This window comes from Motilibacter aurantiacus, assembly GCF_011250645.1.
Lineage (GTDB): Bacteria > Actinomycetota > Actinomycetes > Motilibacterales > Motilibacteraceae > Motilibacter_A > Motilibacter_A aurantiacus.
In genome coordinates this window covers 427,297-439,709 of sequence record NZ_JAANNO010000003.1, presented here as the reverse complement: position 1 = coordinate 439,709, position 12,413 = coordinate 427,297, and the positions used below count along the sequence as shown (strand labels likewise).

Annotated in this window: 15 protein-coding genes and 1 pseudogene; 11 read left to right on the top strand and 5 right to left on the bottom strand. The window is 74.3% G+C overall.

Annotated features, from left to right (window positions below; all coding sequences use genetic code 11):
- Window positions 1–9: 9 nt before the first annotated feature.
- The 4 genes from G9H72_RS08390 (at window position 10) to G9H72_RS08375 (ending at window position 4,260) form a co-directional block, all read left to right on the top strand.
- Window positions 10–600, top strand: a complete 591-nt coding sequence (locus G9H72_RS08390; protein ID WP_166169757.1) for a YqgE/AlgH family protein — start codon at window positions 10–12, stop codon at window positions 598–600.
- A 74-nt stretch (window positions 601–674) separates the two neighbouring features.
- Window positions 675–962 (top strand): DUF3039 domain-containing protein, encoded by a 288-nt coding sequence (locus G9H72_RS08385; protein ID WP_166169755.1) that lies wholly within the window; start codon window positions 675–677, stop codon window positions 960–962.
- Between the two features lie 18 nt (window positions 963–980).
- A complete protein-coding gene (locus G9H72_RS08380; protein ID WP_331272113.1) occupies window positions 981–2,372 on the top strand; it encodes an MFS transporter in 1,392 nt (463 codons plus the stop codon).
- A gap of 100 nt (window positions 2,373–2,472) precedes the next feature.
- Entirely contained in the window at window positions 2,473–4,260 is a 1,788-nt protein-coding gene (locus G9H72_RS08375; protein ID WP_166169751.1) for a DEAD/DEAH box helicase, read from the top strand.
- A gap of 99 nt (window positions 4,261–4,359) precedes the next feature.
- Here the strand turns inward: G9H72_RS08375 and G9H72_RS08370 are convergent, their stop codons facing one another.
- Window positions 4,360–4,782, bottom strand: coding sequence for a hypothetical protein (locus G9H72_RS08370; protein WP_166169749.1), 423 nt, complete (start codon window positions 4,780–4,782; stop codon window positions 4,360–4,362).
- A 282-nt stretch (window positions 4,783–5,064) separates the two neighbouring features.
- On the opposite strand from G9H72_RS08370, the gene G9H72_RS08365 reads away from it, so the two are divergent.
- The 4 genes and pseudogenes from G9H72_RS08365 to G9H72_RS23375 all read left to right on the top strand — a co-directional run.
- Window positions 5,065–5,331 carry a GlsB/YeaQ/YmgE family stress response membrane protein gene (locus G9H72_RS08365; RefSeq protein WP_166169747.1) on the top strand — a complete coding sequence of 89 codons (267 nt, stop codon included), beginning with the start codon at window positions 5,065–5,067 and terminating at the stop codon, window positions 5,329–5,331.
- 92 nt (window positions 5,332–5,423) lie between these two features.
- On the top strand, window positions 5,424–5,771 hold the full coding sequence (locus tag G9H72_RS08360) for a hypothetical protein (RefSeq protein ID WP_166169745.1): 348 nt from the start codon (window positions 5,424–5,426) through the stop codon (window positions 5,769–5,771).
- 65 nt (window positions 5,772–5,836) lie between these two features.
- Window positions 5,837–7,105, top strand: coding sequence for an AI-2E family transporter (locus G9H72_RS08355; protein WP_166169743.1), 1,269 nt, complete (start codon window positions 5,837–5,839; stop codon window positions 7,103–7,105).
- 162 nt (window positions 7,106–7,267) lie between these two features.
- A pseudogene (locus G9H72_RS23375) lies at window positions 7,268–7,462 on the top strand (hypothetical protein); the annotation flags it as partial.
- Window positions 7,463–7,656: 194 nt separating this feature from the next.
- Here the strand turns inward: G9H72_RS23375 and G9H72_RS08345 are convergent.
- The 4 genes from G9H72_RS08345 to G9H72_RS08330 all read right to left on the bottom strand — a co-directional run bounded on the left by G9H72_RS08345 (window position 7,657) and on the right by G9H72_RS08330 (window position 10,926).
- Window positions 7,657–7,956 (bottom strand): hypothetical protein, encoded by a 300-nt coding sequence (locus G9H72_RS08345; protein ID WP_166169739.1) that lies wholly within the window; start codon window positions 7,954–7,956, stop codon window positions 7,657–7,659.
- Between the two features lie 107 nt (window positions 7,957–8,063).
- Window positions 8,064–8,621: a DnaJ family domain-containing protein gene (locus G9H72_RS08340; protein ID WP_166169737.1), complete on the bottom strand. Its 558-nt coding sequence runs from the start codon at window positions 8,619–8,621 to the stop codon at window positions 8,064–8,066.
- 225 nt (window positions 8,622–8,846) lie between these two features.
- On the bottom strand, window positions 8,847–9,530 hold the full coding sequence (locus tag G9H72_RS08335) for a Type 1 glutamine amidotransferase-like domain-containing protein (RefSeq protein WP_166169735.1): 684 nt from the start codon (window positions 9,528–9,530) through the stop codon (window positions 8,847–8,849).
- Between the two features lie 88 nt (window positions 9,531–9,618).
- A complete protein-coding gene (locus G9H72_RS08330; RefSeq protein ID WP_331272102.1) occupies window positions 9,619–10,926 on the bottom strand; it encodes a nicotinate phosphoribosyltransferase in 1,308 nt (435 codons plus the stop codon).
- A 75-nt stretch (window positions 10,927–11,001) separates the two neighbouring features.
- On the opposite strand from G9H72_RS08330, the gene clpS reads away from it, so the two are divergent.
- From clpS to G9H72_RS08320, 3 genes are read left to right on the top strand one after another with little or no spacing between them, the layout of a single operon-like run.
- The gene (gene clpS, locus G9H72_RS21420; RefSeq protein ID WP_331272101.1) at window positions 11,002–11,304 is read left to right on the top strand and encodes an ATP-dependent Clp protease adapter ClpS; all 303 of its coding nucleotides are present in this window, start codon (window positions 11,002–11,004) and stop codon (window positions 11,302–11,304) included.
- A 31-nt stretch (window positions 11,305–11,335) separates the two neighbouring features.
- Entirely contained in the window at window positions 11,336–11,917 is a 582-nt protein-coding gene (locus G9H72_RS08325) for a DUF2017 domain-containing protein (RefSeq protein ID WP_166169731.1), read from the top strand.
- 10 nt (window positions 11,918–11,927) lie between these two features.
- The gene (locus tag G9H72_RS08320) at window positions 11,928–12,362 is read left to right on the top strand and encodes a Mov34/MPN/PAD-1 family protein (protein WP_166169729.1); all 435 of its coding nucleotides are present in this window, start codon (window positions 11,928–11,930) and stop codon (window positions 12,360–12,362) included.
- The last annotated feature ends 51 nt before the right edge of the window (window positions 12,363–12,413 follow it).

Sequence of the window (12,413 nt, the reverse complement as noted above, 5' to 3'; positions counted from 1 at the left end):
GGGCGGAGCATGTCGGAGGGGGCCGGCGCGGGAGCCGGCCAGCTGGCCGGCCGGCTGCTGGTCGCGGCACCTGCGCTGGTCGACCCCAGCTTCGCCGGGTCCGTGGTGCTCGTGCTCGACCACGACGGCGGCGGCGCCCTCGGCGTGGTGCTCAACCGGCCGACCGACGTGCCCGTCGCCGACGCGCTGCCGTCCTGGGCCGGGCACATGTCCGACCCCTCCGTGGTCTTCCGTGGCGGCCCGGTCGCGCTGGACAGCGCGCTGGCGCTGGCCCTGCTGGCGACGGTCCCCGCGGCCGAGGACCCCGAGCCGCTCGGCTGGCGCCAGGTCGTCGGCGCCCTGGGCCTGGTCGACCTCGACGCCCCGCCGGAGATCCTCGCCAGCCGCACCGCCGCGATGCGGGTCTTCGCCGGGTACGCGGGCTGGGGCTCCGGCCAGCTGGAGGGCGAGCTGGCGGCCGACGCGTGGCTCGTCGTGGACTCGCTGCCCGGCGACGCGTTCAGCACGAGCCCCGAAGGGCTGTGGCGGGCAGTGCTGCGGCGCCAGACCGACCGCCGGGCACTGCTGTCGACGATGCCCGAGGACCCGAGCCGCAACTGACCCGGGCGCCTCCGGGTGGGCGGGCTCGTGCGGGCGCGGCCCGGGAAGCCCCGCGCGCGCCGTAGCATGCCCGCATGAGCAGCCCCGGTTTCGACGAGCCCGGCTTCGGCGGCGGCACCCTGCTGGAGCAGGAGGTCGAGCGGACCCCGCAGACGAGCAACGACGACGGCGACCACGAGCGCTTCGCGCACTACGCGCCGAAGGACAAGATTGTCGAGGCGATGGTGACCGGCACGCCGATCCGCGCCCTCTGCGGCAAGGTCTGGGTGCCGAGCCGCGACCCGCAGCGCTACCCGGTCTGCCCGACCTGCAAGGAGATCTACGAGTCGCTGCCCCCGGGCGACGACGGCTCGGACGACTGAGCGGGCGCGGCACCTCCCCTGGCACCCCTTGCTGAGCCCGCGGCCGCCCGGTCGGGGGGCGTTTTCGCACGCCCTCACCGCCGGCTGACCGCGGGCATCGTCGCGCTCGTCCTCGCCATCGCGTTCGAGTCGATCGCGGTGGCGACCGCCATGCCCGTCGTCGCGCGCGAGCTCGACGGCGAGGCGCTCTACGCGTGGGGCTTCAGCGCGTTCCTCGCCGTCTCCCTGGTCTCCATGGTGGTGGCCGGCGACCTCGCCGTGCGGCTGAGCCCGCGGGCGGTGGTCGCGGGCGCGGTCGGGGCGTTCATGGTGGGCCTCGTCGTCGCCGGCACGGCCAGCTCGATGCCGGTCTTCATCGCCGGCCGCGCGGTCCAGGGCATGTCCGGCGGCACGATCGTGGCCATCTACGTGGCGGTGGCCGCGGCGTACCCGGAGCACCTGCGCCCGCGGGCGCTCAGCCTGCTGTCCGCCTGCTGGGTGCTGCCGAGCGTGCTCGGGCCGAGCGTCGCCGGGTGGCTCGCCGAGTCGGTGTCGTGGCGGTGGGTCTTCCTCGGGGTCGTGCCGCTGGCGGCGGCGGCGCTCCTGGCCGCCGTGCCGGCGATGGCGGTCGGCGCCGGCGAGGCGGAGATGTCGGCGGCGAAGAGCCGGCGGCGGGTGTGGCGGGCCGGCGTCCTCGCGCTCGGCGTGGTCCTCCTGCAGTACGCCGGGCAGCGCCTCGACCTGGCCGCCGTGCCGCTCGCCGTCGCCGGGCTGGCCCTCATGGCCCCGACGCTGCGCCACCTGCTGCCCGCCGGCACGCTGCGCGCCGCTCGCGGCGTGCCCTCCATCGTCCTGCTGCGCGGGGTCATGGCCGGCGCGTTCTTCGGGGCGGACGCCTTCATCCCGCTCATGCTGGTCGAGCAGCGCGGGCTCAGCCCGGGCGTGGCGGGGCTGGCCCTCACGACCGCCGCGGTCGGCTGGGCCGGCGGCTCGCTCTGGCAGGGCCGGCCGGCCGCGGCCGCGCACCGCCCCTTGCTCATCGGGGTCGGGACGGTCGCCGTCCTCGCGGGGATCGGGCTCGTCGCCGCCGCGCTCGCGGAGTCGCTGCCGCCGGCGCTCGCCGCCGTCGGCTGGGCCTTCGCGGGGCTGGGCATGGGCCTGTCGGTCTCCGGCGTCAGCGTGCTGCTGCTCGAGCGATCCGAGGAGTCCGAGCGGGGCGGCGACATCGCAGCCCTGCAGCTGTCCGACGCGCTCGGCGGAACCCTGCTCATCGCCGGCGCGGGGGTGCTGCACAGCGCGCTCGGGGTCGAGGCGGGATGGGGGGCGGGGTCGTTCCTCGCGATCTTCGGCCTCATGGGCACGGTCACGCTCGTGGGCACCTTCCTCGCCACCCGGCTCGGGCCCTCCCGGGCTCCTGCGGCGATGGCGTGAGGACGACGCGGCACGCGATACCACGGACGGGGGGACTCGCCGGGCAGAGCCGGCGGCTCGGCATGTCGATCACGGGTGCCGGGTTAGCCTGCCCGGGCTTATGAGTACGACAGCCGCCTCCTCGCTCCCTCCCGCCTATCCCTCGCGCGCCCCCTGGGGCACAGCCCCCCGGCTGCGCGCGTGGCAGCAGGAGGCGCTCGACGCGTACCTGCAGAGCAGCCCGCGCGACTTCCTCGCGGTCGCGACCCCCGGCGCCGGCAAGACGACGTTCGCGCTGCGGATCGCCACCGAGCTGCTGGGCCAGGGGGTCGTCCGCGCGGTCACCGTCGTCGCGCCCACCGAGCACCTCAAGCGGCAGTGGGCCGAGGCCGCCCAGCGCGTCGGCATCGCGCTGGACCCCGAGTTCAAGAACGCGCAGGGCGCGCACGCGGCCGGGCTGACCGGCGTCGCGGTGACGTACGCCCAGGTGGCGATGGCCCCGATGCTGCACCGCGCGCGCACCGAGGCCCGGCCGACGCTGGTGATCCTCGACGAGGTGCACCACGCCGGCGACGCGCTCTCGTGGGGCGACGCCGTGCGCGAGGCGTTCGACCCGGCCAAGCGCCGGCTGTCACTGACCGGCACGCCCTTCCGGTCGGACACCTCCCCGATCCCGTTCGTGACCTACGCGCCGGACCACGACGGCGTGCGCACGTCGGTCAGCGACTACTCCTACGGCTACGGCAACGCGCTGCGCGACGGGGTCGTCCGCCCGGTGATCTTCCTGGCGTACGGCGGCAACATGCGCTGGCGCACGTCGGCCGGGGACGAGATCGCGGCCTCGCTCGGCGGGGACCAGCTGACCAAGGACCTGACGGCCCAGGCCTGGCGCACCGCGCTCGACCCGTACGGCAACTGGGTGCCGCAGGTGCTCAGCGCGGCGGACAAGCGCTTGACCGAGGTTCGCCGCCACGTCCCCGACGCCGGTGGGCTGGTCATCGCCAGCGACCACGCGACGGCGCGCGCCTACGCCGCCCGGCTGCGGGCGATCTGCGGCGAGGCCCCCACCGTCGTGCTGTCCGACGACCCCACGGCCTCCAAGCGGATCGCGGAGTTCAGCGCGTCGACCTCGCGCTGGATGGTCGCGGTGCGCATGGTGTCCGAGGGCGTCGACGTGCCGCGGCTGGCGGTCGGGGTCTACGCGACGAGCTACTCGACACCGCTGTTCTTCGCCCAGGCGATCGGGCGCTTCGTCCGTGCCCGCAAGCGCGGCGAGACCGCGTCGGTCTTCCTGCCGACGGTGCCGATCCTGCTCGAGCACGCCAACTCGATGGAGCGCGAGCGCGACCACGCGCTCGACAAGCCGGTCAAGGAGGGCGACTACGACCCCGAGGCCGCCCTGCTGCAGGAGGCCAACCGGCGGCGCGACAGCCCCGACGGGGGCCAGGAGGCGCTGAGCTTCGAGTCGCTGGAGTCGGAGGCGACCTTCCACGGCGTGCTCTTCGACGGCGGCGAGTTCGGCCTGCAGGCCGAGGTCGGCTCGGAGGAGGAGCAGGACTACCTCGGGCTGCCCGGCCTGCTCGAGCCCGAGCAGGTGTCCCAGCTGCTCAAGCAGCGCCAGGCCGAGCAACTGGCCAAGGGGCGCAAGGCGACCGTCCCCGAGCCCGCGCCGGCGCCGGCGCCGGCCACGCCGCTGCTCGACGCGGACAAGCTCGCGGGGCTGCGCAAGGAGCTCAACGCGCTCGTCGCCGCCTGGCACCACCGCACCGGGCAGCCGCACGGCGTGATCCACGGCGAGCTGCGGCGTACGTGCGGCGGGCCGCCCACCGTGAAGGCCTCGGCCGAGCAGGTGCAGGCGCGGATCGACACGATCCGCGACTGGCACGCCAAGGGCCGTCGGCTGGCGTAGCGGGCCGGGCCCGTCGGGCAGCACGTTGAAGCGGCGCCCTCCCTGCGGGGAGGGCGCCGCTTCGAGGACGTCAGCCGCCGGACGGGACGGCTGCCCGGGTCAGCAACGGAAGTAGTGGACCCAGCGGTGCTGGCCGTTGAGCACCTTCACCCAGGCGCTGGAGCTGTCGCCGTTGGCGCCTCGGCCGACCCGGTAGACCGAGTTCGACATCGACGGGTAGCCGGACTCGTAGGCACACCAGCCGGCGGTCAGCAGGTACGCGTCGTCGTCGGTGCACACCGCCTCGGCGCCGCGCGGCGTGGGGGTGGACCTCGCCTCGTCCCAGTAGTTCCCGAGGTCGCACGTCACGGTGAGGATGCCGGGCGAGGACCAGGTGTTGTGGATGTGGCCGCAGCCGATGACGGGGGTGCACGTCCCGGCCGAGGCCGGCGCGGCGGTGGCGACGGGGAACGCCCCGCCCATCGCCGCGGTGGCCAGCACGAGAGCCCCGACGCGCGCCCTGACGGACTTGAGAGTCTTCACGTCTTCCCTTTCATCAGTGCCCGCGGCCGTACGCCGTGGCCACGAGCTGTGAGCGCCTGCACGCGTGGCGTGCTCGGCGAAAGGGACGTTAGGGACGTGAAGTGACCAGCCCCACCTTCTGTGATGAACACTGCGTCCCGGGGAGGTGACGCTGCGGCGGCCGGACGGACTGCTTCGCCGCCGGGGATGGCCGTCCGCCTCGTCAATCGTCAAGCCGTTGTCATCTTCCCCGGGCACGCGTGCGGGCAGGAGAGCTGCCGGTCCTATCCCGGAGGAGTTCTCATGACCATCGAAGGCATTCTCGGCGCCGTCGTCATCGGCCTGATCATCGGAGCGCTCGGCCGGCTCGTCGTGCCCGGCAAGCAGAACATCCCGATCTGGCTCACGATCGTCATCGGGATCGTCGCCGCCCTCATCGGCAGCGCGATCGTCGGGCCGCTGCGCGACACCGACGGCCTGGACTGGATCGAGCTGATCGTCCAGGTCGCGCTCGCCGCCGTCGGCGTTGCCGCGACCGTCGCGTTGCGCGGCGGGCGCACGACGCGCTGACCCTGGCCCGGCCTCGGCACGCCGCCGGGGCCGGGCTCGTCGGGCCGGGCTCCCGCGCGGAGCCCGGCCCCTGACTCTGCCACCCTGACCGCATGGCCCTGACGCTCCGCCGTGGCGAGAAGGTGGTCCTCAAGGGGCGGGCCGTGACCGTCACCGAGACCGCCTACGAGTGGCTGCCCCGCGTGCGCGACCACCTGATCGAGGTCGCCGAGGCGCGCGCCACGATCACGTACGGCGAGTTGCGCGAGGAGCTGGGCCTGCCCTACCTGGTGCAGGGGATGGGCCGGCTGCTCGACCTCCTGTCGGAGGACTGCCGGCGCCGGGGGGAGCCGTCGCTGGCGAGCCTCGTCGTCAACGCGTCCACCGGCGAGGTGGGCCATGACTTCGCCGGGGACCCCGGCGCCGAGCGGGAGCTCGTCCACAGCAGGCGCTGGCGCTGATCGCCGCCCCGCCGAACGGGGACGTACGCGCGGGCAACCGCCCCGGCACTGGCAGGATCGCAGCCATGAGCACCGCAGTCCCCGGCCCGGCACGGCCCACCCGGTCCCTGGCCTGGGTCGCGAAGGCGACGATCGTCGTCCTCGGGACCCTGCTGCTGGCGTACTTCGTCTACCAGTTGCGCTCCGTCGTCATCTCCGTGTTCCTGGGGCTCTTCCTCGCGGTCGGCTTCGACCCGGTGATCCGCCGGCTCGAGCGGGCCGGCCTGCGCCGCGGCCTGGCCGTGCTGGTTTTCCTGCTGGGGATCATCGGCCTGCTCGCGCTCTTCGTCGCGTACGCGGTCACGCCGGCCGTCAACGAGCTGAGCGGGCTGGTCCAGGACCTGCCCGACCTGGTCCAGCGCCTCGCCGAGCGCAACGAGACGGTCGGGGAGTGGGTCAACGAGTCCGACATCCAGCAGCGGCTGCAGGACTCGCTGAGCTCGCTGCCGGGCTACGTCGCGTCCAGCCTGCAGACGGCCGTCGACGTGCTGACGTCGTTCATCGGCGGCCTGTTCAGCCTGCTCACCGTGCTCGCGCTGATGGTCTACTTCATGATGGCGCTGCCGCGCATGCGGGCGTTCGCGCACCGTGCGCTCGGCAACGAGGAGCGCGTCGACGTCATGGAGGAGGCGCTGGCCAAGGTCGGCGGCTACGTGACCGGTCAGCTGACGGTCTGCCTCTGCGCGGGCACCTTCGCGTTCGTCGTCCTCGAGGTGATGGGGGTGCCGTACGCGGCGGTGCTCGGCATCTCCGTGGCGCTGTTCGACGCCGTGCCGCAGATCGGCGCGACGATCGGCGCGATCATCGTCACCCTCGTCGCGCTGACCGAGTCGCTGACCACGGGGCTCGTCGTCTTCGTCCTGCTGCTCGCCTACCAGCAGCTGGAGAACTACGTCATCGCGCCGCGCGTCTTCTCCCGCTCGGTCAACCTCAGCCCGGTGGCGGCGTTCATCGCCGTGCTCTGCGGGGTCAGCCTGGCCGGCTTCGTCGGTGCGCTGACCGCCCTGCCGGTCGCGGCCGCCCTCAAGGTCATCATGCGCTACACGCTCCGCCGCCAGCTCGCGGAGATCGGCGTCGAGGAGGAGGGCGCGGCCCAGCTCGAGGCCGACGAGGCGGGCGGCCGGGTCGTGGGAGCGCAGGCGCCGGACACCGGGGAGCAGGTGCCGGGGGCCGCGGCGGACGGGGAGGCCCCGCCGGAGCTCGGCGACGGCCGCCCCCGGCACCCGGTCACGCACGCTCCGACGCCGGGGCACCGGGGCGACCACCACGCCTCTGACGAGGACCCCGTCCGCTAGCGGGCTTCGCCTTCATGCTCCTGCTGCTGTAGGTGTTCCGTCGGATGAGCATGCGAACGCGCTGCTCAAGCGGGGCCAGGTCCTCGGCGCGGCCGCGATGTCGCTCGGGCACGGGCTGCAGGACGCGCAGAAGACGAGGGCGTCATCACGCTGGCCCTCGTCGTGACGGGCACGTCGAGGAGTTCATCGTGCCGCTCTGGGCGTCATCGCCTGCGCGCCCGCGATCAGCCTCGGGACGTACTCCGGCGGCTGACGGATCATGCGCACCCTCGCGCGGCGGGTCATCAAGCCCGACAACACGTCGGGCTCGCGGCCCGGACCGTCGCGTCGGCCGTCATCTTCACGACCTCGCACCACGGGCTGCCGGTGTCCACGACCCACGTCACCACCGGCTCGATCACGGGCGTCGGGCCACCAGCCGGCTGTCGGCCGTGCGCTGGGGCGTCGCCGGCTCGATCGCGACGGCGTGGGTGCTCACCCTCCCGATGGCCGCCTTGGCCGCCGCTCTGACGTACGCGGGAGTGTCGCTGGTCGTGTGAGGCGCGGCGCCGTCAGCGCAGCCCGGCCTCCCACCGCGCGCGGCGCTCGTCCTCGCTCTGCTCCCACCACGGCGTACCGCGCTCGCCGAGGGCCGACTTCGCGGCCTGCACCCGGCCCCGGGCGGCCCGCTCCGCCCCGGCGTCCCCGGCACGGAGGGCCTGCCCGACCGCGCGGCGCGCGCTCATCAGCTCCGAGCGCAGCTGCACGGCGACGTCCTCCGGCAGCAGCGGGTCGGTCGCCCGCCAGCGCCGGCCGTCGATGACGACGTAGCGCCCGTCGGGGGTGTGCTCGACGCGCCGTCCGGTGGCCATGACGGGTGTCTACCCCCGGATCGCCCGGCTCTGGGCCTGTGGGCGGGCGAGGGCGCGGACCATGTCCTCGACCCCGTCGGGTTGAGCAGACCGGCGACCGGCGGACGTCAGGGACGTCGGCCACCGTCGACGGGCTCGGCCCTCGTGAAGCGCCCGATGAGCCACTGCTTCCAGGACCGCCCCCTCGACCGTCCGTGCGGCGGGTGCGTGCGGTCCGCTCCGGCCGTCCCTCCCGCTGCACCGGGGCCGTCGGCTGGTGAGGCGGCTCGCGCAGCGTGCCACTGTGCGACCGCTTCCTCGACGTCCACCCCCCGAACGGTCAGCGGGGGGCCCTGCTGCGGTCGTCGGTAGGCCTCACGCAGGCGCGCGTTGAAGTCGTCGACCACAGCTCGCACTGCCTGTTCGGAGCTGCGGCTGACGATCAGGGCGGAGAGGCCTTCCCGCTCTTTGCGCAGTTGCAGGCTCTCCGGCAGCGCCGGCAGCAGGCCCAGGCCCTCACGCTCGGCCCACTCGGTGAGCCAGCGGTCCACGCTCCACGGCTTGTCCAGGCCCTGCAGCGGCTTGCCCTTGCCCGGCAGGTCGTCGAAAGCGCCCCGCTCCTCAGCGGCCTTGACCTGCCGGCCGATCCAGTCCTCGGGAGGCTCCTCCGCCCACGGTGTCCTCACGTCCTGTCCGCCTCTCCACGCGCCCGGGCCGCGTCGGCTCCCGTCCCGCGCGGGCGCCGCGCTGGCATGACGATCAGGATCCGCTCGCGACGAGCGGTGCCAGTGACTTGTCGGGAGTGGCGGTCACGAGCCATCCTCAACGCCTGCTCCCGTCTGCCAGGTTCTCCGCCGCAGGGCCGGTACGCCTGAGCCTTCCCCCTACCGGCCGCCTGGTGGACATCGGCGTCAGCGGCCGCCTCCGGCGTCGGCCTGCGGGGTGGGCCGCGGCATCCCGGGGATGACGGTGAAGGGACCGTCGCCGACGACCCGCACCGCACCGTCGTCCACCAGCACAGCGCGTCCGTCCGAGAGCGCGTAGGTCGTCTCCACGAGCCCGGCCGCCGCTTCGCGCACCACCGCCTCTGCTGCGAGGGGGAAGTGGGGCGAGTCCAGGTGGGGCTGGACGAGGAAGCCCACCAACGCGAGGCCGGCGCGGTCCTCGATCGTCTCCTGCGCCGAGCGGCTGAGGCCCAGATGCGGTCCGGTCACCATGCTGCCGGCGGAGACCCCGAGGTAGACCCGCTCGTCCAGCAGCTCCGCCAGGACGTCACTCAGCCCGGTGCCCCTCATGCTGCGCAGCAGGTGCGTGGTGTCGCCCCCGCTGACGGCCAGCACGTCGGCCTCCTCCAACCGGGGGCGCCAGATCTCGGGCCGGAGTGCGGAGATGTCGACGATGTCGACCTGTGAGAAACCGGCGCGCTGGAAGCGCACGTAGTCCGCGATGAGCCAGCCCTTGTCACCGGGGATGACGTTGGCCGCCGTCGGGATGACCGCCAGGGCCAGCGACGGGAGCGGGCGGCCGGAAAGGGCGGCCAGGCTCTCGCACAACGTCTCGTTGGTGAGGCCGGCGGACGTCAGGAGCAGTCTCACGAGGGGAGGCTATGGCCGGCGGGCCGGCGCCCGCGCTGCAGCCGCGTCAGCACCCCTCCGCGCGAGCGCACGCCCAGCAGCGCCCACCTCAGACGTAGACCGTCTCCAACGCCGCCTCGCCCTTTGACAGCTGCCGCGCGTGGGGCGGCAGCTCCCCGAGCGACTCGCCGTGGCGGCTGCGCGCCGCCTCGAGCGGCTCGCGCCCGATGACCTCCCCCTTGCGCACCAGGTGCCGCAGCAGGGGCCGGCCCGGCTCGCCCGCCGGCACGTCCGACCCGAGCCCGATGGCCTCCTGCCGGGCGACGCCGCTCTCGTCGTACCGGCGCGCCGCCCACTTGCGCCCGCCGCGGCTGGGCTTGCCCGCCGATGCCTTGGCGACCGGCTCGAGCGGCGCGCCGTCGTCCAGCGAGCGGGCACGGGCCGTCAGCTTGTAGACCAGCCCGGCGGTGGGCGCGCCGCTGCCCGTGACGAGCGAGGTGCCGACGCCGTACCCGTCGACGGGCGCGGCGGCCATCGCGGCCAGGGCGTACTCGTCGAGGTCGCTGGTGACGAGGATCCGGGTCTGCGCGGCCCCGAGCGAGTCCAGCAGCTCGCGGACCTCCTTGGCCTGGGTGATGAGGTCCCCGGAGTCCAGCCGGACCGCCCCGAGCGAGGGGCCGGCGGCGGCGACGGCCCGCCGGACCCCGCGCATCACGTCGTAGGTGTCGACGAGCAGCGTCGTGCCCGGGCCGAGCGCGGCCACCTGGGCGCGGAACGCCGCCTCCTCGTCGTCGTGCAGCAGGGTGAAGGCGTGCGCGCTCGTGCCCGCGGACGGCACGCCGTAGCGGCGCGACGCCTCCAGGTTGGACGTCGTCGCGAAGCCGGAGATGTACGCCGCCCGCGCCGCCGCCACCGCGGCCTGCTCGTGCGCCCGCCGCGAGCCCATCTCGATGCAGGGCCGGCCGGAGGACGCGCAGGTCATCCGGCTCGCGGCCGCGGCCACCGCGCTGTCGAAGTTGAGGATCGACAGGATGAGCGTCTCGAGCAGGACCGCCTCGGCGAAGGTGCCCTCGACGACGAGCAGCGGGGAGCCCGGGACGTAGGTCTCGCCCTCGCCGTAGCCCCAGATGTCGCCGCTGAAGCGGTAGTCCGCCACGGCGTCCCGCGTGGCGCGGTCCAGCCCCGCCCGCTCCAGCAGCTCGAGCTCGGCCGGGCCGAAGCGGAAGCCCTCGAGCGCGTCGAGCAGCCGCCCCGTGCCGGCGACCACGCCGTAGCGGCGTCCCTCGGGCAGGCGGCGGGCGAAGACCTCGAACACGCATCGCCGCTGGGCGGTGCCCGACTGCAGGGCCGCTTGGAGCATGGTCAGCTCGTAGTGGTCGGTCAGGAGCGCGGTCGAGGAGTTGGTCGCGTTTCCCACGGCCGGAGCGTACGCGCGGGCAGGTGCGGCGCCCGACGTGCCCGCCCCGAGGGCGGCGCTGTCTAGGCTGGGCCCGTGTCCACCGCCCCTGTCGAGACCGCGCGCCCCGAGGCCGGCCTGGACGAGGACCTCGTCGCCCGGCTGGACAAGCCGTGGGTGACGATCGTGTGGAACGACCCGGTCAACCTCATGTCCTACGTCACCTGGGTGTTCCAGCAGTACTTCGGCTACTCCAAGGAGAAGGCCGCCGAGCTGATGATGGACGTGCACCACAAGGGCCGGGCCGTCGTCTCCAACGGGTCCCGGGAGGAGATGGAGCGCGACGTGGAGGCCATGCACGGCTACGGGCTGTGGGCCACGCTCCAGCACGACGAATGAGGAGTGGCGCGGTGGGAAGCGGCGTGCGGCGATGAGCCTGCGGGACAAGTTCCGCCGGCGGCGCGACGGCACGATCGAGGCGCGCTTCGACGAGGTCGACGAGCAGCTCCTGCGCGCGGTCCTGTCCGACGTGCTCGAGCTGCTGGACGACGGCGAGGCCCCCACCCATGAGGACCCGCTGGCGGCGGCCCTCGGCATCGGCGTCGCCACCACGCCTCCGGACGACCCGGCGCTGCGGCGGCTGCTGCCCGACGCGTACGCCGACGACGAGGCGGCCGCGGGGGAGTTCCGCCGCTACACCGAGCGCGGGCTGCGCGAGCGCAAGCGCACCGCGGCCCGGGTCGCGCTCGCGTCCCTCGACACGGGGAACGGGGTCCGCGAGCTCGACGAGGAGCAGGCGCTGGCCTGGCTCGGCGCGCTCAACGACGTACGCCTCGCGCTCGGCACCCGGATCGGGGTCAGCGAGGACTGGGACGAGCGCGCGGCCGGCCTGGCCGACGACGACCCGCTGGGCTACGCGTTCGCGGTCTACGACCACCTGACGTGGCTGCAGGAGCTGCTCGTCCAGGCGATCGGGGAGCCGAGCGGGGGGCCGGGCGCGGTGCGCAACTAGGCTGGCCCGCGTGTTGCGTATCGACCGCGCCGCGTACGACGCGATTGTTGCCCACGCCCGGCGCGACCATCCGGACGAGGCGTGCGGCGTGGTCGCCGGCGCGGCCGGGAGCGACCGGCCCGCGCGGGTGATCGAGATGCTCAACGCCGCCCGCTCGCCGACGTTCTACGAGTTCGACTCGATGGAGCAGCTGCGGGTCTGGCGCGAGATGGACGACCGCGACGAGGAGCCGGTCGTGATCTACCACTCGCACACCGCCACCGAGGCGTATCCGTCGCGCACCGACGTCACTCTGGCTCAGGAGCCCGGCGCGCACTACGTGCTGGTCTCGACGCGCGAGCCCGACACGGTGGAGTTCCGGTCCTACCGCATCGTGGACGGCGAGGTGACCGAGGAGCCGGTCGAGGTCACCGACGGTGGGGACACCACCGCGCTCACGGAATAGGGGCGGGCCGGCCGGCCGTTGCGACGCTGGTGCGGCCGCGGCGGGGCGGGC

Excerpts from the sequence above, each read along its gene's own strand:
- G9H72_RS08360 (WP_166169745.1), top strand. The coding sequence starts at position 5,424 with ATGGCCCTGACGCTCCGCCGTGGCGAGAAGGTGGTCCTCAAGGGGCGG.
- G9H72_RS08325 (WP_166169731.1), top strand. The coding sequence starts at position 11,336 with ATGAGCCTGCGGGACAAGTTCCGCCGGCGGCGCGACGGCACGATCGAG.
- G9H72_RS08345 (WP_166169739.1), bottom strand. The coding sequence starts at position 7,956 with ATGGCCACCGGACGGCGCGTCGAGCACACCCCCGACGGGCGCTACGTC.
- G9H72_RS08365 (WP_166169747.1), top strand. The coding sequence starts at position 5,065 with ATGACCATCGAAGGCATTCTCGGCGCCGTCGTCATCGGCCTGATCATC.
- G9H72_RS08385 (WP_166169755.1), top strand. The coding sequence starts at position 675 with ATGAGCAGCCCCGGTTTCGACGAGCCCGGCTTCGGCGGCGGCACCCTG.
- G9H72_RS08390 (WP_166169757.1), top strand. The coding sequence starts at position 10 with ATGTCGGAGGGGGCCGGCGCGGGAGCCGGCCAGCTGGCCGGCCGGCTG.
- G9H72_RS08375 (WP_166169751.1), top strand. The coding sequence starts at position 2,473 with ATGAGTACGACAGCCGCCTCCTCGCTCCCTCCCGCCTATCCCTCGCGC.
- G9H72_RS08355 (WP_166169743.1), top strand. The coding sequence starts at position 5,837 with ATGAGCACCGCAGTCCCCGGCCCGGCACGGCCCACCCGGTCCCTGGCC.